The sequence below is a fragment of the Variovorax sp. GW821-FHT10B04 genome, from assembly GCF_059415645.1.
This window is the reverse complement of record NZ_JBWKNQ010000002.1, coordinates 79,306-105,337: the sequence shown is the minus strand read 5'-3', so window position 1 is coordinate 105,337 and position 26,032 is coordinate 79,306. Positions and strand designations below refer to the sequence as shown.

The following is a 26,032-nucleotide window of genomic DNA, read 5'->3' as shown; positions in this document are numbered from 1 at the left end:
CCTACCGGCCGGCGCTCGGTCTTCCGGCTTGCGACGCGGGCGTGGATCGGTTCCTCTAGCGCGTTGCCGTCTGGAGTATTTGCCATGGGTGTGCCCCACGAACACGAGCCGCGCGCGTCATCCGCCTCATCCGCGTTATCTGCGTCATCCGCAGTCTCCGATGCCGCCTGCTTCGCCGACCAGATGATCGGCCTGGTGAGCCACGACCTGCGCAACCCGCTGTCGACCATCGAGATGGGCACGCAACTGCTGGCACGCGGCGAGCTCGACCCGCGCGAGCGCCGGGTGCTGTCGCACATCGCCAGCGCCAACGGGCGCGCCCAGCGGCTGGTGGCCGATCTGCTCGACCTGGCGCTGGTGCGCTTCGGCCACGGGCTGGTCGTGGCGCCCGCGCCGGTGTCGCTGCACACGCTGGTGGCGGAGTGCGTCGAATCGCTCTCCCGCACGCACGCCGACGCGCTGTTCGAGCACGACCGGCTCGGCGAAGGCGTCTGCCACGCGGACGCGGGCCGGCTGGTGCAACTGGTCGGCAACCTCGTCGCCAACGCGGTGGCCTACGGCGCACCCGGACGGCCGGTGATCGTGGCGTCGATCGTCGAGCCCGACGCCTTCTGCGTCGCCGTGCACAACGAAGGCCCGCCGATCGCGCCGGAGCGGATGCACGGGCTCTTCGAGCCGGCCATGGCCCGCAGCACCACGCCGAGCGGGCGCACCGTCGGGCTCGGCCTGTTCATCGTGCGGCAGATCGCGCTCGCGCACGGTGGCGAGGTGCAGGCGCGCTCGGACGCGTCGGGCACGACGTTCACCGTGAGCTTCCGGCGCGACGCGGTCGTCTGACGGGAGCGAGGCAAACAAGGCGGACGGGACGGGTAAAGCGCAAGGTCCTCGGCGACGCCGGTCGCCGTCAGCCCGCCACGATCTGCCCGAGCCGCTGCAGCGCGCGGTCGACGCCGTCCGCAAACGGCCAGCCGCAATTGATGCGCAGGTAATGGTCGACACGCGATGCGTTCGAGAACAGCGTGCCCGGCGCAACCAGGATGCCCTCGCGCAGCGCGGTGTCGAACACGTCCGCGGACGAGCGCCGGTTCGGCATCTCGACCCACAGCTGCAGGCCGCCGGGTGGCAGGTTCAGCCGCGTCTGCGCCGGGAAGTGGCTGGCGATGGCCTCGGCCGTGCGCTCGCGCTGCACCGCAAGAAAGCCGCGTAGCCGCCGCAGGTGCCGGTCGTAGGCACCGGTCGCCATGAAGTGGCCGGCGCCGAGCTGCGCCAGCGCCTCGTTGTTGCGGGTCTGCGCGTACTTGAGCATCTCCACGCGCGCCTGCCAGCGTCCGGCCGTCATCCAGCCGAGCCGCAGCCCGGGCGCGAGGATCTTGTGCAGCGACGCGCAATGGATCACGTTGCCCGTGCGGTCCCAGGACTTGAGCGCGCGCGGCAGTGCATCGGCGTCGACCAGCTCGGTGTAGGTGTCGTCCTCGATCAGCGGCAGCCCGCGTGTCTCGCACAGCTGCACCAGCCGCTCCTTGTGCGAGGCCGGCATCACGCTGCCCAGCGGGTTCTGCAGATGCGGCACCACCACCAGCGCCTTGATGTCGGCATAGGTGTCGAGTGCGAGCTCCAGCGCCTCGATCGACACGCCGGTCTGCGGGCTGGTCGGTATCTCCAGCGCGCGCAGGCCGAGGCTTTCGAGCACCTGCAGCAGGCCGTAGAAAGTCGGCGATTCGACCGCGATGGTGTCGCCGGGCTGGGCCACCGCGCGCAGCGCGAGGTTGAGCGCCTCGATGCAGCCGTTGGTCACCAGCACCTCGTCGGGCGACAGCGTCATGCCGGCCGCGAGCGCGCGCTTGGCCAGCACCGCGCGGAAGTGCGGCTCGCCCTGCAGCGGGGGCACGCCCGACAGCACCTCGGGGTGATGGCGCAGCGCGCGCGTGATCGCCATGCGCAGTTCTTCCGCCGGGTACATCTCGGGTGCGGCGCGCGCGATCGACAGGTCGAGGTGGCCGCCGATCTTGGCCTGCCGGCGCCGCGTGACGAAGTCCGACACGCGGGTATGGATGCCGACGAACTGCGCCGGGTCGGGGCGCTGGCCGGCCGGCGGCTCGTCCATCGGCACGATGCGTGCGCGCTGCGGACGGCGCACGAAATAGCCGGATCGGTCGCGCGCCTCGGCCCAGCCGTCGGTCTCGAGCACGCGGCACAGCTGCAGTGCGGTCGACAGGCTGATGTCGTGCAACCGCATCAGGTTGCGCAGCGAGGGCATGCGCTCGCCGGGCCGCAGCGACCCGGCCTCGATCGCGCCGCGGTAGTGCGTGGCGAGGCGGCGGTACAGCGGTGGCGTGGCAGGCGTCGTCGGCATGTCCATGGCGCGATCGTGGCCGATCGCGAGCGTGCAAAACAGATGCAGTTGAAGCGAATGGGACCATAACAGACGTCTCGCGACCGCGACTGTTCCGGCTGCATGAGCCCGCGCTGTGCCTGTTGCGGAACAGCGGCCTTGCCGATCATCGAGTCACCCTCACAGACCTCGTTGGCAAGGAGCCCACCATGACGCACGAAGCCCTCATCCGCATCCAGCTGCAGTCCGGCCAGACCTGGCGCGTGGCCGCCGATGCCCGCACCTCCGTCCAGGTGCTGCACGGCCGCGTCGTGCTGCGCGAGGTGTCGGCATGGATCGCGCCCGGCCTGTACGGCGCCGACATCCCGCTGGGCGAAGGCCAGGCGCACCGGCTCGAACAGGCGGGCTGGATCGACGTCGTCGCGCTGGAGCACGCCGAGGTGCTGAGCTACCGGCAGCCGGGCTGGATCGTGCGGGCGCTGCGGTCGTTGAAGACGCGGCTCGGCTCATTCCCTGACCGCGCCGCGTCGCGTCGGCCCACGGCCGCCGCCGGCGGTGGCGCTCAAACTGATCCATGCTCATGGATCTCATCGAAAGCGCTGCCGTCATGCTGGCCCTCTGCTGGGTCCAGACACTGAGTGCCAGCTACTGGAAGGAACGCGACGTTCCGGCGCAGCTCAGCTCCGGCCTGCTGTTCGGGCTCATCTGCGCGGTGGGCATGCTCTCTGCCGTCGAGCTGGAGCCCGGCGTGCTAATCGATGCGCGCCTCGCGGTCGTCGGCATGGCGGCGCTGTTCGGCGGACCGCTGGTGGCCGGCAGCGCGCTGGTCGTGTCGGCGCTGTTTCGGCTGTGGCTCGGCGGGCAGGGTATGCCGGCCGGCGTCTTCAATCTCGTGATGGCCGCGGGCCTCGGCTTGGCGTACCGGCATGCGGTGCGGCGCGGCTGGCTTCGCATGGGGCTCTGGCAGTTCCTTGTCTTCGGGTTCGCGATCTACGCGATCGGCCTGTTCGTGTTTCGCGGCTGGCAGTCGCTGAGCGGGCTGACCATCGACCGCTTCGACGGCGTCGTGCTGCTGGTGATGCCAGCAGTCGGCGCGCTGCTGGGCCTGCTGCTGCAGGACGGCGGCCGCCGCATCGGCACCATTCGCGCGCTCTCGCAGAGCGACGCGCGCATGCGTGCCATCGCGGAGGCGATACCCGACACCTTGGTCGTCCTCGACTGGGAAGGCCGCTATCTCGAGATCGTGTCGCCGCAGCACAACCCGCTCTACGCCGGACTCACGGACATGCTCGGCCGGCGCATGCATGACGTGCTGCCGCTGCACTACGCGGACCTGCTGCTCGCCTTCGTGGGGCGCGCGCTCAACAGCAGCTTGCCGCAGACGCTCGAGTACACCATGCAGACGGACGGCCGGCTGCGCAGCTTCGAGGGCCGCGCGCAGAAGATGGACGCGCCGATCGGCGGACGACCGAGCGTGGTGCTGGTCACGCGCGACATCTCCGAGCGGCGGGCCGCCGAGGAGCAGATCCGCACGCTCGCGCTCTACGACCCGTTGACCCATCTGCCCAACCGCAGCTTCCTGCTCGGCCGCCTCACCTATGCGCGGCGCGAGAGTGCCGACCAGCAGCGCTTCGCCGCATTGCTGATGATCGACCTGGACGACTTCCGAACCATCAACGACGTCCACGGCAACCCGATCGGCGACCGCGTGCTGCAACAGGTCGCGCAACGGCTTGTCGAACTGGTGCCGCCCAACGCCACGGTGGCGCGGCTCGGCGGCGACGACTTCGTGATCCTGCTCGAAGGCCTGGCGGTTCTGGAAACCGACGCCGCGGCCGATGCCGCGCGCATCGCGCAGAAGGTGCTGGTCGCGTTGAGCCTGCCCCACGTGGTCGACACCGACACCCATACCGGCACCGCGAGCGTCGGCATTTCGCTGTTTCGCGATCTCAACGAAAAGGACAATCCGATGCGGCGCGCCGACCTCGCGCTGTATGCGGCGAAGGCCAGCGGCAAGAACTGCGTGCGCATCTACGACCCGGTCATCGAGAGCGCCACGGCCGCGCGGCTGGCGCTCGAAGCGGAGATCCGCCACGGGCTGCGGCATGGCGAATTCGTCGTGCACTACCAGCCCCAGATGGATGCGCGCGGCACCACCGTCGGCATGGAGGCGCTGGTGCGCTGGCAGCATCCGTTGCGCGGCCTGCTGCCGCCAGCCGAGTTCATCCCGGTGGCGGAGCGCGCGGACCTGATGGTCGAACTCGATACCCAGGTCCTTGGCGACGCCTGCAGGCAGCTCGCACAGTGGTCGGAAGATGCCGTACTCGGGTCGCTGGCGATCTCGGTGAACATCAGCGCCTTCCAGCTGTCCCAGCCCGACTTCGCGACCGAGGTGCTGAAGACCATCGAGCAGGCGGGCGCCGACCCGCATCGGCTGAAGCTCGAGCTCACCGAGACCGCACTGGTCAACGACATGTCGCTCGCGATCCTGCACATGGTGACGCTGAAGAAGCACGGCGTGCGCTTTGCGCTGGACGACTTCGGCACCGGCTATTCGTCGATGTCGTACCTGCAGCGCCTGCCGATCGACCAACTCAAGATCGACCAGGGTTTCGTGCGCGGCTTGCCGCTCGACGGCGGCAGCCTGGCGATCGTGCGCGCGATCGTGGCGCTGGCCGATAACTTCGGCTTCGAGGTGTTGGCGGAAGGCGTCGAGAACGAGGCGCAACGCGCCATGCTGCAGGCCAACGGCTGCTCGCACTTCCAGGGCTACCTGTTCGCGCGTGCCATGCCCCCGGCCGAGCTGGCGCGCGGCGTGCGGCACGGCTGGGCGACCGCGATGGCGACGCTTCATTGACACTCGGGGCATGAGCAACCCCGCGCCCGCCCGAACCCCGCCCATCGATACCCTGCGCGCCCGCCGCGTCGCGCCGCCCGGCAACGTGCGTGTCGCGCCGCTGTACCCCGGCGCCTACCTCGCCGACGCCTATGCGATCGGGCTGCCGCCCGGTGTCACCGGCGACGCCGAGCAGCTGGCGCGCTGCATGCTGGAGCACCCCGCGCCGTGGGTCGACCAGCTGATGTGGCTGCGCGACCGGCTGGTGGCCGGCTTCGGCATCAAGACCGCCGAATCGCTGCGCAGCCAGGTCGAACCCGGCGTGCCGCGCGTCGGCCTGTTCCGCATCTACGAGACGCATCCCGAAGAGGCCGTGCTCGGCGAGGACGACAGCCATCTCGACTTCCGCGTGTCGGTGTTCCTGCCGCCCGCCGCGGCCGATGGCGCACGCGAGGTCGTGGCGGTCACGGTGGTGCATTGCCACAACCTCGTGGGCCGCAGCTACATCCGCCTGATCGAGCCCTTCCATCGGCTCGTGGTGCGTTCCGGACTCGAGCGCGCCGCACGCGCCGGCTGGCCGATGCCGCCCGCTGCGCGCTGAGCGCAGCGGCCCGTCGGCTCAGTGCGCGGCGGCCGCGTGCCGCGCCAGCTGCGCGCGGTCCAGCAGCTCGATGCTGCGGTAGCGCACCCGCAGCGTGCCGTCTTCCTCCCACAGCTTGAGCAGGCGGTTCACGCTCTGGCGCGACACGCCGAGCATGAAGGACAGGTCTTCCTGCGACACGCCCAGCAGCACGTTGTCGGCGCCGCGCGCCGCCGGCCGCGCGTCGATGGTGAGCAGCTGGTGGGCGAGCCGCACCGGCAGCGGCATCAGGATCACGTCGTCGATCCATGCCAGCGCCTGGCGCAGCCGGAGGCAGACGAGCCGCGTGAACGCCATGTGGACCTCGGGCTCGGCCGCGACCAGCCGATGGAAGTCCTCGGCCGACACCACGGCCATCTCGGTGGTGTCGACCGCGCAGGTGTCGTAGACGCGCTCGCGGCCGACCAGCAGCGACACCTCGCCGAACCAGTGGCCGGGTTCGAGCATGGCGATCACGGCCTCGCGCCCGCCGGGCGCGACCACGCTGACGCGCAGCGAACCGTCGACCACGCCGAACAGCGCGTCGGGTGCCGAACCCTTGTGGAACAGCGACTCGCCGCGTGCCAGGACACGCCGGTGCGCGACCGACAGCAGGCGCTGCTGGATGGTCTCGGCGAGCCGCATGTCGCTGGCATGCACCGGGCTCGGCGCGGTCTGCTGCGCGGCGGCGTGGGAACGGGAGGGCGTGCTTGGCATCGCGGGTTTGTCAGGAGCTGCGAGTGCCAACACCGGACAGTCTTGCTGCGTGGGGGTGCCGATAGTACGCAGCCGAACCGGGTCGCCGCATTCGCAGCAACCCGATGTTTCGCTGTCACATGGAGCACACCCCGATGGAAGCCAAGATCGACCTGCAAGCCCGACGCGAGCGCCTCGTGCTCGACCATTTCGCCGACGAGACGCGGCAGGATTTCGATGCCGTGCTCGGCACCTTTCCGCATCCGCACTACGAGCTGATCCCGAGCGGCGAAGTGCACGACGGCATCGCCGACGTGCGCCAGTACTACATCGACACGCGCCGCGCCTTCCCGGACCAGCGCCACGAGATCATCCAGCTGCGCCATGCGGACGATTCGGTGATCGTCGAGTTTTGGCTGCTGGGCACCCATCGCGGGCCGCTGAAGGGCCTGCCGCCGACCGGCAACGCGTTCCGCTGCCGGATGATCGCGCTGTTCATCTTCGATGGCGAACAGCTGGTCTGCGAGCGCGTGTACTTCGACTCGCTCACCATGCTGCGGCAACTGCTCGCAGGCGTGCCGGCGCAGGCGGTGCAGGGCGTGCTTGCCGGCCTGCTGGGGGCGGCGCCGGCGGCGGTCGAGCGCACCGCGCCGCAGACGGCGGCGGCATGAGCGTCGCGCCGGACCGTCCCAGGCAAGCTCGCACCGGAGGCTTAGCCGAAGGCTCCGCAGTGACCGCAGTGACCGCCGTGGGCACGCTGCACGGACGCCACGCGATCGTCACCGGCGGCGCACGCGGCATCGGGCTGGCCATCGCGCGCCGCTACCTGGCCGAGGGCGCCAGCGTCGCGCTGTGGGACGTCGAACCCGACGCGCTGGCGCAGGCGCTGGACGCGCTGGGTCCGCGCGGCCCCGTCAGCACGGCGGTGGTCGATGTGCGCGACGAGGCGCAGGTGGACGCCGCCGTCGGACAGTCGCTGCGGGCCTTCGGCGCGATCGACGTGCTGGTCAACAACGCGGGCGTGCTCGGGCCGACGGTGAACGCCTGGACGCACACGCCGGCCCAGTGGCGGCAGGTGCTCGACATCAACCTCACCGGTGCCTGGCTGTGCTGCCGCGCCGTGGTGCCGCACATGCTGGCGCGGCCGATGCCGCCCGCCGATGCGCAACGGCGTGGCCGCATCGTCAACATCGCGTCGGTCGCGGGCAAGGAGGGCAACGGCCTGAACGCCGCGTACTCGGCGTCGAAGGCCGGGCTCATCGCGCTCACCAAGTCGCTGGGCAAGGAGCTGGCGGCGCAGGGCGTGCTGGTGAACTGCATCACGCCTTCGGCCGCCGACACCGCGGTGTTCGCCGGCGTGCCGGCCGAGCATCGCGCGCAACTGAACCAGGCGCTGCTGGCACGCGTGCCGATGGGGCGCTTCGTCGAGGTCGACGAGGTGGCCGCCATGGCCGCCTGGCTGGCCGGTGGCGACTGCTCGTTCAGCACCGGCGCCGTGTTCGACATCTCGGGCGGCCGCTCCGTGTATTGAGCCGGCCGCTTTCCGTTCATCGCTTTCTGCTTCCACCCAAGGAGATCCGCCCATGACCAGAGATCCAGAGCCGACCGGCCTCGTGCCGGTCACGGCCTTCGACGGCGCGCGCCAGGCACCGATGCCGCAGGACCGGCTGCGCGCGGTGCGGCATGCGGCCGAAGCCTTTCGCGCGGAGATGCTGGACGCCGCGCCGGTGCACCATGCGCGCAGCTTCAACCTGCTGCGCATTCCGTACCCGGCGTGGTTCGCTTTCACCGGCGTGTACTCGCAGCAGTTGCTGAAGCCGCACATGGTGCACTTGCTGGCGCGCACCACGCTGGTCCAGTACGACGACTTCGACGGCCAGCTGCGCACGCTGCTGTTCACGCCCGCCGACTTCGAAGCCGGCAACGAGACGCCGTATTTCAAGCGGCTCGGCGAGCAGACGCCGAAGTTCCTGCACAGCACCATCGCGCCCATCTACGCGACCGTGCCGCAGGCACTGGCCGCCGCCGGCATCGCGCCCGAGCAGGTCGACTACATCACCTACGACCATCTGCACACGCAGGACGTGCGCCGCTGGCTCGGCATCGGCGGCATGCCGGGGCTGTTGCCGCGCGCGAAGCTGCTGGTGCATCGACAGGAACTGGCGAGCGTGCGCGGGCTGCTGCCGCTGCAGGCCGAGTGGTACTGCCCGCACGGCCTCGACGGCGTGGCGGACGCGCGCATCGTGGCGTTCGACGGCAGCGTGCGGCTCGGCCCCGGCATCGCGCTGGTGCACACGCCCGGCCATACCGAGGGCAACCATTCGCTCGTCTACCGCACGCCCGACGGGCTGCGGGTGAGCAGCGAGAACGGCGTGTCCGCGGACAGCTGGTCGCCCGCGCAGTCGCGCCACAACGGCATCCGTCGCTATGCCAAGGCGACCGGCGCGGAGGTCATCCTGAACGGCAACACGCAGGAAGGCAGCAACGACCAGTACCTGTCGATGGTGCTGGAGAAGACGCTGGCCGGCACCTCGGCCGCGCACGGCTTCAGCAACGTCGTGCCGTCGAGCGAGTGCACGCCGCATTGGCTGTTCCCCGGTGCGCCGACCAGCCACCTGTGGGGCGAGACGCGTTTCGGCACGCCGGTGCAGCGCTGAAGCGCGCCCGCTCAGAACAACGAAGGAGACACACCCATGAACACCGCCACCCTCGACCCGGCGCGGACCGCGTCATCCGCCGCGTCCGGCTCCCTCGCCCGCGAGGACGATGCGCTCTTCCGCAGGATCACCTGGCGCCTGATGCCGCTGCTGTGCGCCTGCTACGTGCTGAACTACCTGGACCGGACCAACGTCGGCTATGCGCAGCTGCAGATGAAGGACCTGCTCGGCTTCGGTGACGCGATGTTCGGCCTGGGCGCGGGCATCTTCTTCGTCGGCTATGCGATCTTCGAGATACCGAGCAACCTGATGCTCGCGCGCATCGGCGTGCGCGCCACGCTGCTGCGCATCATGGGCCTGTGGGGCCTGGCGTCGGCCGCCATGATGTTCGTGACCACGCCGACCCAGTTCTACGTGCTGCGCTTCCTGCTCGGCGTGTTCGAGGCCGGCTTCGCGCCGGGCGTGCTGTTCTACCTGACGCTCTGGTTCCCGTCGAACCGGCGCGCCCAGGCCACGGCGCTGTTCTTCATGGCCTTCGGTGCAGCGCCGATCGTGGCCGGGCCGGTGGCCGGGCTCACGATGACCTACCTCGACGGCGTGCTGGCGCTGCGCGGCTGGCAATGGCTGTTCCTGCTCGAAGGCCTGCCGAGCGTGCTGCTCGGCGTGGCCGTGTTCCGCTGGCTGCCGAACGGCCCCGCGCAGGCGCCATGGCTGCGGCCCGCCGAACAACAGCGCGTGGCGCGGCTGCTGGCCGACGACCAGGCGGTGCACGGCGCCGCGGAGCGCCATACCTTCGGCGCCGCCATGCGCGACGGCCGCGTCTGGCTGATCGGCTTCATGTCCTTCCTGATCATCCTCGGCATCTACGCGATGTCGTTCTGGCAGCCGACCATCCTCAAGTCGATGGGCCTGAGCGTGATGGAGATCGGCTTCTATTCCGTGATTCCCGCGGTGGCCGGTATCGCGGCCAACATCGTCATCGGCCGCCGCTCCGACCGCCGCCAGGAGCGGCGCTGGCATTTCGCGTTGAGCGCCATGGTCGGTGCGGCCGGGCTGGCCGCGACCACGTTGTTCATGCAGAGCCCGGTGGCTGCCGTGCTGTGTCTTGCGCTGACGTCGATGGGCGTGTCCGCCGCATTCACCATCCTCTGGTCGGTGCCGGGGATCTTCATGTCGAAGCGTGCGGCGGCGGCGGGCATCGCACTCATCAGCACCATCGGCGGCTGTGCCGGCCTGGTGGCGCCGATGCTGGTCGGCGCACTGAAGTCGGCGACTGGCGGCTTCACCGCGAGCCTGTATGTGCTCAGCGGCGCGCTGGTGCTGTCGGCGTTGCTGATGCTGGTCGCCCTGCCGGCGAGTGCGCTGGGCAAGACCAGGGCCTGAGGTGGCGCGGCAGGCTCAGAACACCGACAGCCCGGTCTTCGCCACGAACAGCTCCAGCGCCTTCAGGCCCAGCAGCGAGTTGCCGGTGGCGTCGAGCGGTGGCGACCAGACGCACAGCGTGAGCTTGTCGGGCACCACCGCCACGATGCCGCCGCCCACGCCGCTCTTGCAGGGCAGGCCGATCGAGAAGGCGACGTCGCCGGCCGCGTCGTAGGTGCCGCAGGTCAGCATCAACGCGTTGATGCGGCGCGCCTGCCGCGCCGTCGTCACCTCCTGGCGCCCCTCGGTCGGATGCTCGCCGTCGCGGCACAGGAAGGACGCGGCACGCGCCAGCTGCACCGCGCTCATGCGCAGCGCGCACTGGTGGAAGTACATGTCGAGCACGGCCGCGACGTCGTTGTCGAGCTTGCCGAAGCTCTTCATGAAGTTGGCGAGCGCGACGTTGCGGAAGCCCGTCGCCGCCTCGGACGCGGCGACCTCGTCGTCGTAGCCGATCGGCTCGCCCGCGAGGTCGGACATCAGGGCCAGCAGATCGGCCTTGGCCTTGCCGCCAGGTCCTGCGCCAGGTTCTGCGCCAGGTCCGGCAAGGCTCAGCAGCCGGTCGGCCACTGCGATGGCGCCGGCATTGATGAACGGGTTGCGCGGCTTGCCCTGTTCGCTCTCCAGTTGCACGAGCGAGTTGAAGGGGTTGCCCGACGGCTCGCGGCCGATGCGTTGCCACAGGTCGTCGCCCATGCTGCGCATGGCGACGGTCAGCGTGAAGAGCTTCGAGATGCTCTGGATCGAGAAGGGCACGGCCGCATCGCCCGCGCAGGCTTCGGCGCCCTCGCAGGTGCGCAGCGCGATGCCGAAGCGCTCGGCCGGCACGCGCGCCAGCGCGGGGATGTAGCTGGCCACGGTGCCGGCGGCGCCCAACTGCGGACGCAGCGTGGCGACGATCTCGTCGAGGACGTGTTGGAAGTTCATCGGGTGCCCGTGCCGTTGCTCATGCCGGAGGGCTCTGCAGTCGCTGCCAGCCGATGACGGGCCAGTCGCTGCGGGCCTGGTCGGTGTCTCCACCGTAGACCACGCTGCCGCCTTCGAGCGCATCCGGAAATGCGGCGGAGAAGCTCCGCAGCCCGCGGAAGTAATCGGGGTTGACTGTGGCACCCGCCTTGATCTCCACCGCACGAAACTGACGGCCGACCGGAATCAGGAGATCGATCTCATTGCCCGATGCATCCCGGTAGAAGTACATCTCTGCCGATTCGCCGCGGTTGAAACGCGTCTTCAATGCCTCGATGGTGACCAGGTTCTCAAAGAGACTGCCAAGTAGCGGATCACGCGCAACCTGTTCTGCGGTGCGCAGGCCCAGCAGCCAGCAGGCCAGCCCGACATCGTGAAAGTACAGCTTGGGGCTCTTGACCAGCCGCTTCGACGTGTTGGTAAACCATGGCGGAAGCACGTGCACGATATAGCTTGTTTGCAGCAGATCGAGCCAGGCTCGTGCGGTCGCGTGCGAAACGCCGGCATCGTTGCCCAGACTGGTGAGGTTGACGAGTTGCCCCACGCGGCCCGCGCAAAGTCGAACGAAGCGCTCGAAGCGCTGCAGGTCATGAACCGCCGCCAACTGACGCAGATCGCGCTCCACGTAGGTTGCGAAATAGTCGCTGAGGGCCTGCGACGGGTCCAGGTCCCTGTCGTGGATGCGCGGATAGAAGCCGGTTAGCAGTGTCTGCGGGAGCGATTGGATCGGGTGAACCTGCGCCACTTCGGCCAACGAGAACGGCAGCAGACGCAGCACGGCCGTCCGGCCCGCCAGCGACTGGCTGACCTGAGACATCAGTTCGAACTGCTGACTGCCGGTGAGGATGAAGCGGCCAGGCGTGGCATCCGCATCTACCAGGGCCTGCAGATAGGACGGCAACTGCGGTGCACGTTGGATCTCGTCGATGATCGCGCCGCCCTCGAGACCCTTCAAGAATCCGCGCGGGTCTTCTTCGGCGAAGCGGCGCGTGTCCGGGTCTTCCAGCGTGACGTAGGGCTTGCCTGCGAACAACGCGCGGCACAGCGTGGTCTTGCCGCTCTGGCGCGGGCCGGTGAGTGTCAAGACGGGATACTGCCGAGCCAGACGGCTGGCGAGAGGCGCAATGTCGCGAGGAACCATCCACGTATTCTAGGTAGCCTCTGCAAATTGAAGAAATTTTCTTGCATTTGCAGAGAGGTAATTTCAAACCCCCGGCTTCGCCACCCGCCGGTTCACCAGCACGATGCCCAGCGCCACGCCGCCGAGCGCCAGCAGCAACTGCGGCGTGAGCGGTTCCTTCAGCAGCACGACGCCGAATACCAGCGCGAACAGCGGCGTGAGAAAGGTGAAGGACGAGATGCGCGTGGCGGGGTAGTGCCGCAGCAGCCACATCCAGGCGAGGTAGCTGGCGAACGCGCCGACCAGCGTCTGCGCCGCGATCGAGGTCCAGGCGCCGCTCGAGTAGCCGAAGCCCCAGTGCTCGCCGCGCAGCACCGAGAGGATCGGGCACAGCACCGCCGTCACGGCCAGTTGGTAGAACAGCGTCTTCTCGGCGCTGGCGGTGGCCAGCCGCGTGGCGCGGATCGACAGCGTGGTCAGCGCCCACATGAGGCCGCCGGCGACGCCCAGCACGTCGCCGAAGAGCTGTTCCGAGCTGGCATGGCCGAAGCTCTCGCTGAAGGCCAGTACGACACCCGCGAAGGCCAGTGCGAGCCCGACCCACTGCATGCCGCGCAGGCGTTCGGCCGGCACCCAGCGCGGCAGCAGCACCGCGACCCAGAAGGGCGCGGCATAGAGGAACACCGTGAGCCGCGAGGCCGACGTGTGCTGCAGCCCGATGTAGATGCAGATGAATTCACCGGCGAACAGCAGCCCGACCAGCAGGCCGCCCGGCAATGTGCCGTCGCGCTCGAACAGCTTCACGCCGCGCGCCGCGCACCACAGCCACAGCAGCGCGACGGCACCGGTCATGCGCAGCGTGGCCTGCCACATCGGCGGGACTTCGGTCACCGTGCTCTTGATCAGGATCTGCTGCAGGCCCCAGAAGGCGCAGCAGGCGACGAGCAGTGCGGTCGCGCGGGGGTCGAGGTGGGTCTTGCGGTCGGTCATGTGTCTCTGGCGGATGGATGCCGACATTCTCCGATGCCCAACCGTCGACCTTCCCGCGACGGCCGGCAAGGCCTGGCGCGTGGCTAGAACTTGTAGTTCATCGTCGCCATCACGTTCCGCGGCGCGCCCCATGCGCCGTGGCTGTAGTAGCCGATCTGGCTGTAGTACTTCTTGTCGAAGGCGTTGTTCAGGTTGACCTGCAGCGACAGGCGCGGGTTGAACTGGTAGCGCGCCATCAGGTTGACCAGCGCATAGGCGCCCTGCTGTACGCGCTCCTGGCCGTTGGGGCCGTTCGCGATCGTGTAGTTCATGCTCTGCCAGTTCACGCCGCCGCCCAGCGTCAGGGCGTTCCAGCTGCCGGGCAGGCGGTAGGTCGTGAATAGCCGGAGCAGCGTGCGCGGCTGGTTGGTGTTGACCGTGACGTCGAACGCGTCCTTGGCGGTGTAGTGCGTGAAGCCGCCGGACAGGTTCCAGCCGGCCTGGATCTCGCCGGACACGTCGATCTCGAAGCCCGTGCTCTCGACGCCCTTGGCACCGTAATAGGCCTGGTCCAGGCCGCCGGGCGTCAGGAAGTCGCCGTCGGCCTGGGCGAGGTTGTCCTGCTGGATCCGGAACACCGCGACCGAGGTGTTGAGCTTGCCGTCGTACAGGCTGTTCTTGATGCCGAGCTCGTAGTTCTTGCCGATGATCGGGTCGAGGTAGTTGCCGGAGCGGTCGCGTGCGTCCTGTGGATTGAAGATGCCGGTGTAGCTGGCATAGGCCGTCGTGTTCTTGCCGATGTCGAAGGTCAGGCCCGCATAGGGAATGAACTTCTCGTCTTCGCGCAGGTAGTCGACGTTCCGGTCGCGCCAGGTGCCGTAGCGGCCGCCGACGATCAGGTTCAGGTCGTCGCCGAGCGAGAAGCGCGCCGCACCGTAGTAGCCGCGCTGGCTGACCTTGCCCTGGTCCAGCGTGCGGGACGCACTCCAGTTCGGCTCGGGGTACGAACCGTCCCAGCTGCCGAGGTAGGTCACCGGCGCGAGGTCGAGCGCCTGGCGGTAGTCGTAGCGGTATTTCTGCTCGCTGCCGAGCAGGCCGAAGGTGAGCTCGTGCTTGCGGCCGAGCAGCTCGATGGGCCCGCTCACCTGCGCATTGACGCTGTCCTGCTCCCGGTAGCCGTTGTACATGCTGCCGATGGCCCGCATGCCCAGCCCGGTGACCTGGTCGGGCCAGCCGATCAGGAACAGCAGCTTGGTGTCGAGCGACTGCTTGCTGTGGGTCAGGCCCAGGTTGGCCTTCCAGCCGTTGTCGAAGCGGTGTTCCAGCGTCGTGAAGGCGGTCTCGGTCTGGGTCGCCCAGTACGTCCAGTCGGCCGCGGGCGTGGCCGAGCGGCTCCAGTCGGTGCGGCTGCCGTCGCTGAACCACAAGGGGAAGCCGCCCCAGGGGCTGCCCTTGGGGTCGTTGTCCTGGTAGTCCACGCCGATGCTCAGCTTGGTCGACGGCGTCAGGTCGGCATCCACGACGCCGTAGAACACCTTCTTCTTCACGTTGCTGAGGTTCACGTAGGAGTCGGTGTCCTGGTAGGCGGCCACGATCCGGCCGCGTACCCGGCCGTCGGCCGTGATCGGCGTGCTGAGGTCAACTGAGCCCCGGTAGTTGCTCCACGAGCCCGCGCCGAGCGACACCTCGCCCGTGAACACCTTGCTGTCCGCATGCTTGCGCACCAGGTTGATGGACGCCGCCGGGTTGCCGGCACCGGTCAGCAGGCCGGTCGCGCCGCGGACGACCTCCACGCGGTCGTAGAGGGCGGCGTCGAGTTCGGTCTCGCCGGCATACCAGTTGGACGTGCCGCTCGTCGGGATGCCGTCGTACTGGTAGTTCGAGATCGAGAAGCCGCGCGAGAAGTACGTCATGCGGCTGCCGTCGTTGATGCTCGACGAGATGCCCGTCGTGTTGGCGAGCACGTCGTTCAGGCTCTGCATGTGCTGGTCTTCCATGCGCTGCTGGGTCACGACGCTGATCGACTGCGGCGTGTCCTTCAGCGACAGCGCGAGCCCGGTCGCGGCGGACGTCACCCGCGTTGTGTAAGAACCCGTGCCTTCGGTGGTGCCGCTTCGATCGGCCTGTTCGCTCACGGTCACCTGGGGCAGGGTCGCGTCGGACGACGCCGCGCTTGCGGGCTGGATCGTCAAGGTCGTGCCTTCCAGGCGGCCCTGGAGGCCGGTGCCCCGGAGCATCTCGTCCAGTGCGCTGCGTGGATCGCGGGCGCCCTGGAGCCGGCGTGCCTGCTTGCCCTGCAGCTGGTCGGGCGAGAACGCGAGCTGCAGCCCGGACTGGGCGGCCAGCGCCTTCAACGCGCTCGCGAGCGGCTGCGCGGGAATGTCGTACTGGACGGTCTGGGCCAGCGCGGACTGGATGGACAGGGCAAAGCCGAGGGAGGCGACGGCGCGTGCCAGTCGCGTGCGACGGGCCGGTGGGTTCTGCTGCATGACGGGGACCTTGGTTGGTTGTTTCGAGCTCACAACCTGTAGGACCCACGAGACGCGAAAACAGGGCAGACACCGTGCGCGAGATGCGCGCGGATTGGCGTGATGCGGACGCGTCCCGCTAGCGCCTGTCGACCTCGATGTCGCCGTTCGGCAGCCTGCTCACGCGCACGGGCAGCACGCTCGGCAGCGCCGCCAGCCAGCCGCGCGCGTCAGACACGCGCACCGTTCCGCCGACCGGCAGCCCGGCGGCGGCCGGCGTCGCGCGCAGGGCCGCGGGTGAATAGCGCTCGAGACGGGCCAGCACATCGGCCAGCGGCAAGGCGTCGAAGTCCAGCTCGCCGTTGCGCCATGCCGCCGGGTTGGCGACCTTCGTCAGCACGAGCCTTTCATGGAACACGCGCAGGCTCTGGCCGGCCGACAGCTCGGCGTGCTGCCCGTGGGCATCGACGCGAACCAGGCCGGACTCGACCTGCACCACGACGCCCCGGCCGCCGTCGATCTCGACGCCGAAGCGCGTGCCGAGCACCGTGACTTCCACGCCGAGCGCCTGCACCACGAAAGGCCGCGCCGTGTCGCGCTGCACGGCAAAGAAGGCGGCGCCTTCGCGCAGCCGGGTGACGCGGCGCGCGGCCGTGTAGTCGATCTCGAGGCGACTCTGGGCATCGAGCGTGACCTCCGAGCCGTCGGGCAGATCGCGCTGCAGCCGCCGGCCACGCAACGTCGCCAGCGTCGTCTGGAAGCGCAACGCCTCGCGCTGCAGGTGCTGCCACGCGGCGGTGCCCGTCACGCCGACGGCAACGATGCCCAGCAGCGCTGCGAGCGACTTGCGGCGGCCGGTCCGCGCGGCGCCGGCCTTGCCGGCGATGGCGCCCGCGGACTCCGCCAGGGCGGGCGACGTGTGCCGCCAGGCGTGGAGCGCGCCCTCGATGCAGCGCGTGGCCTGGGCGACATCACGCTTGACGGTGTCGATGGACACGCCCAGGCGCGCAGCGATGTCGACCTGCTTTTCGCCATGCAGGCCATGGGCGAGATAGGTGTCGCGCACCCGGGGCGCCAGGCTGCCCAGCGCCGCCTCGACGCGGGCGACGGCCTGGCGGTACATCGTGCCGTCCGCCACGTCGGGCGCGTGTGCCGGGAATACATCGACCTGCTCGCACTCGGCCAGGTAGCCCTGCATCCAGTTCCCGCGCCGCAGGTGGTTCATGACCACGTTGTGCGAGATCGTGAACAGGTAGGCCCGCGGGTCGGCCAGTGCCACGTCCTTGTCGGCATCGCGCTCGGCGATGCGCAACCAGGTGTCGTGCGCGAGGCCGCGGGCGTCTTCCGTGTTGCCGGTCAGCCGCGCGATGTAGCGGACCAGCTCGGCATAGTGCTGCTGGAAGGCGGAGAGGAGAACGCCATTGGATGGGGTGGACGGGTTCATGGCGCCGGGATCATAGCCGTTCATGAGAATGGTTCTCAATGAGGCTGGTGGCGGCCGGCGCCGTCCCCGGATGCGTCCTCAGGTCGCGAAGTTGGCGGCCTGCAGCGCCGTGCCCTCGCCGTTGAAGCGCTTGTCGATCGCGGTCAGCGCCGCTTCGAGGAACTGCAGGAACATGCCCATCGCGACCGTGGTGGTCTGGCCGCTGCGCTGGTAGAGGCAGCTGTAGGAACGCGCGCCCGCATCGGCCAGCGCGGTCCAGACGAGCCGGCCCTGCGCCACGTCGTCGGCCACGTTCTCGGGAATGAGAAAGCCGATGCCGGTGCCGCTGGCCACCAGCCGCCGCACCATCGCGACCGAGCTGGTCTCGACCAGCGGGCGTGCCTTGCGGTGCTCGCGCGGGTCGATCTGGTCGACCATGGCGCGCAGCTCGGTGTCGGGCGTCATCAGGATCAGCGGATGGTCCAGGCAGTCGCGCAGGCGCGGCACGCGGCCGAGCGCGTTCAGCGGATGGCCGGGCGGCGTGACCAGGCCGAGCTGCTGCGCGAAGGGCCGCAGCTCCTCGATGCCCGGCGGCGGCTTGCGGCGCAGGCAGAAGCCGATGTCGGCCTCGCCGGTGGCGACCCACTTCAGGATGTTCTCGCCGCTGCCCGAACGCACGCTGTAGGTGACGCCGGGGTAGCGCTGCATCGCGGTCTCGATGACCTCGGGCACCAGTTGCTCGGCCGACGAGTGCGACACCGCCAGGCTGATGTGGCCGCGCCGCAGCGCACGCAGGTCTTCCACCTGCGCCATCGCGCTGTCGACGTCGCGCTGGCTGCGGCGCACCGCGGCGACCATGATCTCGCCCGCGGTGGTCAGCTGCATGCCGCGCGGCAGGCGGTCGAACAGCTGGGTGCCGACCTGTTCCTCGAGATTCAGGATCTGCTGATGCACGGCCGCAGCCGTGAGGTGCAGCGACTCGGCCGCCTTGCGGATGGAGCCGCGGCGCGCGACTTCGTCGAAGCAGCGAAAGGACTGGGAAATGGCAACCATGGTGGGTGTTCAGTTTATTTGTACGCGGCGTTCAAAACAATCAGATTTTCCGGACGCTTGCAAAGCCCTAAATTCCGCTCCATCGACATGCGCCGCTTGCGGCCACCTCAGGAGAACACCTTGACCACCACCGTTGACCAAGTCACCCAGCGCCGCCGCGGCGTCGGCCTCATCGCCCATGATCCGGCCGCCTCGGCCGGCGGCTACACGCTGATCGCCCCGCAGACCGCGGACGGCAACGTCTACCTCGTAGGCATGGACGGCGAGGTGGTGCACCACTGGAAGATGCCGCTGCGCGCCGGCCGCCACGCGGTGATCCTGCCGAACGGCAACATGGGCTACAACGGCAACCATGCCCACTCGCCCGACCTGTACCCGGCCTGGTCGATGTGGCATGGCGGCGACTTCTCCGAAGTCACGCCCGAAGGCGAGGTCGTCTGGCATTACGAAGACCCGGCGCATCACCACGACGCGCGCTGGCTCGCCAACGGCAACCTGCTGTACGCGGCCTGCGCGCCGGTGCCGGCCGGTTTTGCCGAGCGCGTGCCCGGCGGCACCGCGCACGGCCCCGGCGAGACCATGTACGGCGACGTGATCCGCGAGGTGAACCGTGCCGGCGAGATCGTGTGGGAATGGAAGGCCTGGGAGCACCTGGCGCCGGAAGACTTCCCGATCCATCCCGGCTTCGGCCGCTACCACTGGCCGCTGGTCAACGGTCTCGATGTCGACGCGCAGGGCCGCGTGCTGATGAGCCTGCGCACCACGGCCGGCATCATCGGCGTCGACAAGGCGAGCGGCGACGTGAAGCTGCACATACCGCCGAGCGTGGTGTCGCACCAGCATGCGCCGGTGGCGCTGGCCAACGGCAACATCCTGGCCTTCGACAACGGCAACTTCCGCACCGGTGCGCACGTGGCCTTCTCGCGCGTGCTGGAAATCGATCCGGCGACGAACGCGGTCGTGTGGGCCTATGCCGACGAGATGGTCAACGCCTTCTTCACGGCCTTCATGGGCAATGCGCAGCCGCTGTGGAACGGCAACGTGCACATCACCGAGTCGGCCACCGGCCGGCTGTTCGAGGTCAACCGCGAGGGCGAGGTGGTCTGGGAATACATCCTGCCGTGGTTCGCCGAATACCCCGACGCCGCCGCGCGCAAGACCGGCCCGGGCCGCCTGAACAGCGTGTTCCAGACCTACCGCTACACCGCCGAGCAACTGCCCTGGCTCAAGGCCTGAACCCGGTGCCCGCCGACCGATCCCCTCGCGCCTTCCGATCTTCATTCATCTTTTCTGAAACCGTCATGACCCCATCGATCTTCCGCCGCACCGCCCTGGCGATCGCGCTGGCCGCCGCCTCGCTGTCCGTCGCATTGCCCGCTGCCGCACAGGACCTGAAGCCCGTGCGCATCCTCACCAACTGGTTCGCGCAGCCCGACCAGGCCGGCTACTGGCAGGCGCAGCAGGACAACCTCGGCAAGGAGGCCGGCATCAAGATCTCGGTGCTGCAGGGCGGCCCGAAGATCCAGACCGTGCCGCAGGTCGCGTCCGGCCAGGCCGAGTTCGGCATCGGCAACGCCGACGACGTGCTGCTGGCGCGCCTGCGCGGCGCACCGGTGCGCGCCGTGTTCGCGCACCTCGACTACGTGCCCTATGCGCTGGTCTACCACGCCGACCCGGCCGTCAAGTCGATCGCCGACCTGCAGGGCCGCACCTTCGCCGTGAACATCGGCAATGCCTACTGGGAATGGACGAAGAAGCAATACAAGCTGGCCGGCACCCGCGAGATTCCGGTGAGCGGCGACCTCAGCCTGTTCCGCAACGACCCGAAGATGGTGCAACAGGGCTACTCGCTCTACCTGCCGGCGCGCATGCAGGAGGCCGGCATCCCCGTGCAGTCGATCACGCTGGCGTCGCTGGGCTACCGGCCGTACAACGTGCTGTTCACCACCGACGAGATGATCCAGAAGAACCCGGCGCTGGTGAAGGCCACCGTGGCCGCCGTGCAGAAGGGCTGGGCCAACTACGTGCGCAATCCGTCGGGCCTGAAGCCGATGCTGTTCGAGATGAACAAGCAGATCTCGCCGGCCGTGTACGACGCGGCCAACAAGGAGATGATCGAGAAGCTGATCTCGCACGACCTCGGCAAGATCGGCTGCATGAGCGACGCGCGCTGGAGCGAAATCGCCAGCCAGTTGCGCAGCGTGGCCTTCCTGCCGAAGGACTTCAACGAGAAGCAGGCCTACGACCGCACGCTGGTCCCCGGCTGCTGATCCCACTCCCGGAGCATTCGACATGGCACACGGTGCGGCGATTCAATTGAAGGGCGTGTCCAAGCGCTTCGACAGCGGCCTGCAGGCGCTGGGCCAGGTCGACTTCGACCTGCGGGCGGGCGAGTTCGTGTCGATCGTCGGGCCGTCGGGCTGCGGCAAGTCGACGCTGTTGCGGATCGTCGCCGGGCTCATCGCGAGCAGCACCGGCGAATGCCGGCGGCCCGCCGACATCGAGACCGCCTTCGTCTTCCAGGAGGCCGCGCTGCTGCCCTGGCGCACCGTCGAGCGCAACGCGCAACTGCTGATGGAGCTCGAAGGCCACAAGCCCGAGGACTACCGTCCGCGTGCGGCAGAGGCGCTGAAGCTGGTCGGCCTGGCGGGCTTCGAGAAGTCGTATCCGCACCAGTTGTCGGGCGGCATGCGCATGCGCCTGTCGCTGGCCCGCGCGCTGGCGCTGCGGCCCGACCTGCTGCTGCTCGACGAGCCGCTGGCCGCGGTCGACGAACTCACGCGCGACGTGCTGCAGGAAGAGCTCTCCGCGCTGTGGAAGCAGGCCGGCTTCACCGGCGTGCTGGTCACGCACAACGTGCACGAGGCCGTCTACCTGTCGGACCGCGTGGTCGTGATGTCGCCGCGGCCCGGGCGCATCCTCGAGGTGATCGACGTGCCCTTCGCCTTCCCGCGTGCGCCGGAACTGCGCGCCACGCCCGAGTTCGCGCAACTCACCGGCGAAGTCACCGCCGCGCTGCGCCGCAAAGTCACCGCCTGAGGGAACCGCCCGTGTCCAACGCCACATCCATTTCATCGAACGCGGCAACCGTCGCGAGCACCGCACCGCCGGCCGCGCCGTCGCGCGTGCGGGGCTTCGTCCAGGCCGCCTGGCCCGTCGTGCTGGTCGCGCTGATCGCCATTGCCGGCTGGTACCTGCTGACCGCCACCGTCTACAAGGGCAAGGGCTATCTCGTGCCGTCGCCGCAGGAGGTCGCCGCCGCCGTCGGCGAGAACGCGGGCGTGCTGCTGATCGCCACGCTGACCACGCTGAAGGAAGCCACCTTCGGCTATCTGCTGGCCATCGTCGGCGGCATCGGCCTCGCGGCGGTGCTGAGCCAGTCGAAGCTGCTGGAGCGCAGCATCTATCCGTATGCGGTGCTGCTGCAGACGGTGCCGGTGGTCGCGATCGCGCCGCTGATCGTGCTCTGGTTCGGCTACAACGATCTGTCGGTCGTGATCATCAGCCTGATCATGTCGCTGTTCCCGATCGTCAACAACACGCTGCTGGGCCTGCGCTCGACCTCGCGCAACCTGACCGAGCTGTTCGCGCTGCACAACACGAGCCGGCTCACGTCCTTCTGGAAGCTGCAACTGCCCGGTGCACTGCCGCACATCATCGCGGGGCTGCGCATCTCGGCCGGGCTGTCGGTGATCGGCGCGATCGTCGGCGAATTCATCATCGGTTCGGGCAATGCGCAGGGCGGGCTGGGCGTGCAGATCGTGTTTGCGCAGGGGCGCATGTACACGTCGCTGCTGTTCGCCGAAGTCATCGCGGCGACGCTGCTCGGCTTCCTGTTCTTCATGGTGGTCAGCGGCATCGGCCGGCTGCTGCTGAAGAACTGGCACGAGTCCGCGATCGGGCATTGAGCTTGCATACCGGCAGCGTTGACGACGGCTCCAAAGCACAGAAGACTCGACCCATGCAAGACATCCCGCTCATCGACATCGCGCCGCTCGCCACCGGCGACGCTGCGGCCCGCCGCGCGGTCGCGGCCCGGATCGGCGCCGCCTGCCGCGGCGTCGGCTTCTTCGTGATCACCGGCCATGGGGTGTCGACGGCGTCGATCGATGCGACCTTCGCGCAGAGCGCGCGGCTGTTCGCCGAGCCCGTGGCCGCCAAGCGCGAGATGGCGATCGGCAAGCTCGGCAGCAACCGCGGCTACGTCGGCCTCGGCGTGGAGGCGCTCGACGAGAAGACGGCCGCCGACCACAAGGAGGCCTTCAACCTGATCTGGACCGACGACGCGACGCGACCCGCCAACGTCTGGCCGCCGCTGACGGGCTTCCGCGACGTGGTGCAGGGCTACTTCAACGCCGTGCTGGCGGTCGGCGCGCGGCTGCACCAGGCCTTTGCACTGGACCTCGGCCTGGCCGAGGACTTCTTCGCCGACAAGATCGATCGCCCGCTTGCGACGCTGCGGCTGCTGCACTACCCGGTACCGGCGCAGGCCGTGCCCGAAGGCCAGATCGGCGCCGGCGCGCACACCGACTACGGCAACGTCACGCTGCTCGCGACCGACGGCGTCGCCGGCCTGCAGGTGCGGCGCCGCGACGGCGGCTGGGTCGACGTGCCCGCCACGCCCGGCGCCTTCATCTGCAACATCGGCGACTGCCTGATGCGCTGGACCAACGACATCTATGTGTCGACGCCGCACCGCGTGCTCAAGCCGGCGGCGGAGCGCTATTCGATCGCGATGTTCATCGACCCGAACCCGGACGCGCTGGTCAGCGCGATTGCGTCCTGCGTGCCTGCCGGCGAGTCACCACGCCATGCGCCGGTCACGGCACACGACTATCTTCAGCAGCGCTTTGCGGCGACGTACGCCGCGAAGCCGTAGTCGGATCAGTCAACACCAGCCTGTCCATCGCCCTCGACCCCGCTCCGATCAACCGAGCCCTGCTCAGAGCGGATGCTCGGTATAGAAGCGGCCACCGTGGAACAACAACGGCGAGGCTCCCGCGCGACGGCTGCAGCGCTCCACCTCGCCCACGAAGATCACGTGGTCGCCTTCGTCGTAGCGGCTGCGGTTGAAGCACTCGAAGCTCGCCGCCGCACCTTCGATCAACGGCGCCCCGCCGGTGCCCTCGGTGAAGCGCACGTCGGCGTAGCGATCGATGTCCTTCTTTGCGAAGCGCTCCGCCAGATGCTTCTGGTCGGCTGCAAGGATGTTGATCGCGTAGTGCGAGCCGGTGCTCAGCGCGGCCATCGACGCGGCACTGCGCGACAGGCTCCACAGCACCAGTGGCGGCGCGAGCGACACCGAATTGAAGGAGTTGGCGGTGAGCCCGACCAGCGTGCCGTCGGCTGCACGCGCCGTCACGATGGTCACGCCGGTGGCGAAGGTGCCGAGTGCCTGGCGGAACTCGTCGACCGAAAAGGAAGGCGCTTGCGCCTGGACAGGGACAGTCACGGTGAAGCCGGGAAGGAATGAAGGACGAAAGAGGGCCGGCAGCCATTCTGGCCGATGGGTGTGCCCATGGCGACGGCCCGGTTTCCCATCAAGCTGCAGCCAGTCCGCTGCGTTCAAGCTGACGAGCGTTCGCATGGACGTGTGGTGGTCGTGCCGCCCGCGCCGAGGATGGCGACCCTTTTTAACCACTGCCAATCCGCATGTCCATCACGCCTGTCCCGAAGCGGTTGAAGCCCGACGTCACGCCAACCTCGGGAACCGTTCCCTCGACCCGAAACATCGACGGCACGGACAGCGATGCCACGCCGCAAGAATCCGCAAGACGCTGGACGTCCGCAACCACCTACGGGCCGACTTCCTCTGGTGATCGATGGCAGCAGAACCCCGGTCAGTTTGCGGGTTCATCGACAGGCGCGTCGCTCGGTTCGCCTCCGCCGATCACCACCGTGCAAGCCTCGCGCACCCATTCCGCGGCGCAGCAGGAAGCAATGGCCGCACTTCGGTTCGTTCCCCGTGCGTACGTTGCCGGCACGGCGTCGCAACCGTGGCCCGGTGCGGTGCTCGTCAGTCTTGCGAATCAGCTGGCGCAGTTGCTGCATGACGCGGGCGAGCCGATCGAACCGGCAAGCCAGGCCAGGGTCGGCAGCGTGTTGGCGGCCATGGCGACATATGCCGACGCTCTTGGGCAGCCAGGCATGAAGAAGTGCCTGGACTCGATGTCGTGGGCCGACGCACCGGGGCTCGACATGTTGGCGCAGTGCCTCTCGACGCTGGGCTCGCGGATGCCCACGCCGTCGAACGACGACCGGGAGGCGGTGCAGGCCCCCGATCTGGCGCTCCTTCTCGACTCATACCGCGAACGCATTCTCGGGGCGCGGTCTGGCCCCCAGCAGGAGCTGCATTGCCGTGCGCTGGCGTGCCTCGTCGCATCCACCGCATCCGATGAACAGGCGCCGTTGCTGCAGGCTTGCGCCGACTACTTCGGCGGCGCGGCGCCGTTGCAGAACGTGGTCGACGCGCTGGGCGATGCGATCAAGGGCCTGGGTCGTCAGGATCTGCTCAAACCCTCGTCCAGCGTCTTGCCGCTGACCCGTTTCGAGCAAGCCGACGTGCACGACAACCTGGAAATTGCCTGCGGCCAACTCCAGGGCGCCCCTGCGGGCCCGCATTGGGTGGAGCAAGCCACGAATCTCGGGGACTGGCTGCGGCGCTCGTATCGGCCGGATCGCCCCCTCGAGCCCCTGCTGTGGGACTTGCTCCAACGATGCGACGCATGCCGTGCATCCAACGGAAGTGCCGGCACGGCCGAGGCCATGTACGACGCGCTCCGCGAATGCTTCAGTGCGGCATCCGATGCGCGGCGAGGACAGGCGGCCGTGACGCTCCACCGGACCGAACAGGCGGACCCGGCCCAACTGGAGAGGCAAGCCGCGGAATATGCGGCATCGATCAAGGCGGCCGGCTCGCGCCATTCGGAGGAGCGACTCACCGACGCTGTCCACGCATGCCTATCGCGCCCCACGGCCACGAGCCTGACCCTCACGACCACTTCCAATCTGCCCGTCTCCACCGTCAGTGAGACGCGGGCGGCCCTGCGCGACTACGTGGCGTGCAATGTTCCCGACGAAAAGCTCCTCGGGCTGATGTTCGCCGCGCTCGGCAGCGCCGATGAGGACACCTATCGCAGGCGCACCAGCCATTCGTTGGGAGAGCGCCTCGTCAATCCGCTGGCATTGCCGCTCTGGAAAAAAATGGCGCGAGACTACGAAGCCGAGTTCCCCCACGCCAGCCTGTCGTTCCACGATCTGGTGCGGCGCAGACACTATTCACTGCTTCGCTTCATACCGGACGAACCGCTGGCCGGCGTGCTTTACGCGACCCTGTACGCGACCGACCCGAACTATTGCAAGCCGGTGGCAGAGGCGCGCCGGGATTTCATGCGCGCGCGTGCGGTTGCCGGGCTGGCCACCACGACGTGAACAACTCGGCGGTCGATGGTCGTGGAGGGCTGCGGCACGT

At 68.9% G+C, this 26,032-nt stretch carries 23 protein-coding genes; 14 read left to right on the top strand and 9 right to left on the bottom strand.

All coding sequences use genetic code 11. The features are described 5' to 3' along the window. Positions 1–84 precede the first annotated feature (84 nt). The gene (locus tag AC07PZ_RS05550) at positions 85–837 is read left to right on the top strand and encodes a sensor histidine kinase (protein ID WP_495294044.1); all 753 of its coding nucleotides are present in this window, start codon (positions 85–87) and stop codon (positions 835–837) included. 67 nt (positions 838–904) lie between these two features. Here the strand turns inward: AC07PZ_RS05550 and AC07PZ_RS05545 are convergent, their stop codons facing one another. Next, a complete protein-coding gene (locus AC07PZ_RS05545; protein ID WP_495294043.1) occupies positions 905–2,359 on the bottom strand; it encodes an aminotransferase-like domain-containing protein in 1,455 nt (484 codons plus the stop codon). A 182-nt stretch (positions 2,360–2,541) separates the two neighbouring features. Here AC07PZ_RS05545 and AC07PZ_RS05540 point away from each other — a divergent pair, with 182 nt between their 5' ends. From AC07PZ_RS05540 to AC07PZ_RS05530, 3 genes are read left to right on the top strand one after another with little or no spacing between them, the layout of a single operon-like run. Then, positions 2,542–2,970: a hypothetical protein gene (locus tag AC07PZ_RS05540; protein ID WP_495294042.1), complete on the top strand. Its 429-nt coding sequence runs from the start codon at positions 2,542–2,544 to the stop codon at positions 2,968–2,970. Continuing rightward, positions 2,913–5,189 (top strand): putative bifunctional diguanylate cyclase/phosphodiesterase, encoded by a 2,277-nt coding sequence (locus AC07PZ_RS05535; protein WP_495294041.1) that lies wholly within the window; start codon positions 2,913–2,915, stop codon positions 5,187–5,189. The genes AC07PZ_RS05540 and AC07PZ_RS05535 overlap by 58 nt, the downstream gene beginning before the upstream one ends. Before the next feature lie 10 nt (positions 5,190–5,199). Beyond that, entirely contained in the window at positions 5,200–5,769 is a 570-nt protein-coding gene (locus tag AC07PZ_RS05530; protein WP_495294040.1) for a DUF2867 domain-containing protein, read from the top strand. 18 nt (positions 5,770–5,787) lie between these two features. Here the strand turns inward: AC07PZ_RS05530 and AC07PZ_RS05525 are convergent, their stop codons facing one another. Next, positions 5,788–6,504 (bottom strand): Crp/Fnr family transcriptional regulator, encoded by a 717-nt coding sequence (locus AC07PZ_RS05525; protein ID WP_495294039.1) that lies wholly within the window; start codon positions 6,502–6,504, stop codon positions 5,788–5,790. A gap of 134 nt (positions 6,505–6,638) precedes the next feature. Between AC07PZ_RS05525 and AC07PZ_RS05520 the strand changes: the two genes are divergently transcribed. From AC07PZ_RS05520 to AC07PZ_RS05505, 4 genes are all read left to right on the top strand, one after another. Beyond that, complete coding sequence (locus AC07PZ_RS05520; RefSeq protein WP_495294038.1) at positions 6,639–7,154, top strand: ester cyclase; 516 nt, start codon at positions 6,639–6,641, stop codon at positions 7,152–7,154. A 68-nt stretch (positions 7,155–7,222) separates the two neighbouring features. After that, positions 7,223–8,014: an SDR family NAD(P)-dependent oxidoreductase gene (locus AC07PZ_RS05515; RefSeq protein ID WP_495294547.1), complete on the top strand. Its 792-nt coding sequence runs from the start codon at positions 7,223–7,225 to the stop codon at positions 8,012–8,014. A gap of 52 nt (positions 8,015–8,066) precedes the next feature. Continuing rightward, positions 8,067–9,140: an MBL fold metallo-hydrolase gene (locus tag AC07PZ_RS05510; RefSeq protein ID WP_495294037.1), complete on the top strand. Its 1,074-nt coding sequence runs from the start codon at positions 8,067–8,069 to the stop codon at positions 9,138–9,140. 36 nt (positions 9,141–9,176) lie between these two features. Then, positions 9,177–10,523 carry an MFS transporter gene (locus AC07PZ_RS05505; RefSeq protein WP_495294036.1) on the top strand — a complete coding sequence of 449 codons (1,347 nt, stop codon included), beginning with the start codon at positions 9,177–9,179 and terminating at the stop codon, positions 10,521–10,523. Positions 10,524–10,538: 15 nt separating this feature from the next. Here AC07PZ_RS05505 and AC07PZ_RS05500 read toward each other — a convergent pair whose 3' ends face one another. From AC07PZ_RS05500 to AC07PZ_RS05475, 6 genes are all read right to left on the bottom strand, one after another. Next, positions 10,539–11,489, bottom strand: coding sequence for a glutaminase (locus AC07PZ_RS05500; RefSeq protein ID WP_495294035.1), 951 nt, complete (start codon positions 11,487–11,489; stop codon positions 10,539–10,541). 19 nt (positions 11,490–11,508) lie between these two features. Then, the gene (locus AC07PZ_RS05495; RefSeq protein WP_495294034.1) at positions 11,509–12,612 is read right to left on the bottom strand and encodes an ATP-binding protein; all 1,104 of its coding nucleotides are present in this window, start codon (positions 12,610–12,612) and stop codon (positions 11,509–11,511) included. 120 nt (positions 12,613–12,732) lie between these two features. Next, positions 12,733–13,638 (bottom strand): DMT family transporter, encoded by a 906-nt coding sequence (locus AC07PZ_RS05490; RefSeq protein WP_495294033.1) that lies wholly within the window; start codon positions 13,636–13,638, stop codon positions 12,733–12,735. 83 nt (positions 13,639–13,721) lie between these two features. After that, positions 13,722–16,106 carry a ferric-rhodotorulic acid/ferric-coprogen receptor FhuE gene (gene fhuE / locus AC07PZ_RS05485; RefSeq protein WP_495294032.1) on the bottom strand — a complete coding sequence of 795 codons (2,385 nt, stop codon included), beginning with the start codon at positions 16,104–16,106 and terminating at the stop codon, positions 13,722–13,724. 118 nt (positions 16,107–16,224) lie between these two features. Beyond that, on the bottom strand, positions 16,225–17,553 hold the full coding sequence (locus AC07PZ_RS05480) for a sigma-70 family RNA polymerase sigma factor (protein ID WP_495294031.1): 1,329 nt from the start codon (positions 17,551–17,553) through the stop codon (positions 16,225–16,227). Positions 17,554–17,607: 54 nt separating this feature from the next. Beyond that, a complete protein-coding gene (locus AC07PZ_RS05475) occupies positions 17,608–18,561 on the bottom strand; it encodes a LysR family transcriptional regulator (RefSeq protein WP_495294030.1) in 954 nt (317 codons plus the stop codon). A gap of 120 nt (positions 18,562–18,681) precedes the next feature. Here AC07PZ_RS05475 and AC07PZ_RS05470 point away from each other — a divergent pair, with 120 nt between their 5' ends. The 5 genes from AC07PZ_RS05470 (at position 18,682) to AC07PZ_RS05450 (ending at position 23,440) form a co-directional block, all read left to right on the top strand. Further along, positions 18,682–19,797, top strand: a complete 1,116-nt coding sequence (locus AC07PZ_RS05470; protein ID WP_495294029.1) for an aryl-sulfate sulfotransferase — start codon at positions 18,682–18,684, stop codon at positions 19,795–19,797. Positions 19,798–19,862: 65 nt separating this feature from the next. After that, the gene (locus AC07PZ_RS05465) at positions 19,863–20,831 is read left to right on the top strand and encodes an ABC transporter substrate-binding protein (RefSeq protein ID WP_495294028.1); all 969 of its coding nucleotides are present in this window, start codon (positions 19,863–19,865) and stop codon (positions 20,829–20,831) included. A gap of 22 nt (positions 20,832–20,853) precedes the next feature. Further along, positions 20,854–21,600: an ABC transporter ATP-binding protein gene (locus tag AC07PZ_RS05460; RefSeq protein WP_495294027.1), complete on the top strand. Its 747-nt coding sequence runs from the start codon at positions 20,854–20,856 to the stop codon at positions 21,598–21,600. 11 nt (positions 21,601–21,611) lie between these two features. After that, positions 21,612–22,469 (top strand): ABC transporter permease, encoded by an 858-nt coding sequence (locus AC07PZ_RS05455; protein ID WP_495294026.1) that lies wholly within the window; start codon positions 21,612–21,614, stop codon positions 22,467–22,469. Between the two features lie 53 nt (positions 22,470–22,522). Further along, entirely contained in the window at positions 22,523–23,440 is a 918-nt protein-coding gene (locus AC07PZ_RS05450) for an isopenicillin N synthase family dioxygenase (RefSeq protein ID WP_495294025.1), read from the top strand. 63 nt (positions 23,441–23,503) lie between these two features. Here the strand turns inward: AC07PZ_RS05450 and AC07PZ_RS05445 are convergent, their stop codons facing one another. Beyond that, positions 23,504–24,013 carry a flavin reductase family protein gene (locus AC07PZ_RS05445; protein WP_495294024.1) on the bottom strand — a complete coding sequence of 170 codons (510 nt, stop codon included), beginning with the start codon at positions 24,011–24,013 and terminating at the stop codon, positions 23,504–23,506. Positions 24,014–24,213: 200 nt separating this feature from the next. Between AC07PZ_RS05445 and AC07PZ_RS05440 the strand changes: the two genes are divergently transcribed. Continuing rightward, positions 24,214–25,992 (top strand): hypothetical protein, encoded by a 1,779-nt coding sequence (locus tag AC07PZ_RS05440; protein WP_495294023.1) that lies wholly within the window; start codon positions 24,214–24,216, stop codon positions 25,990–25,992. Positions 25,993–26,032: the final 40 nt, after the last annotated feature.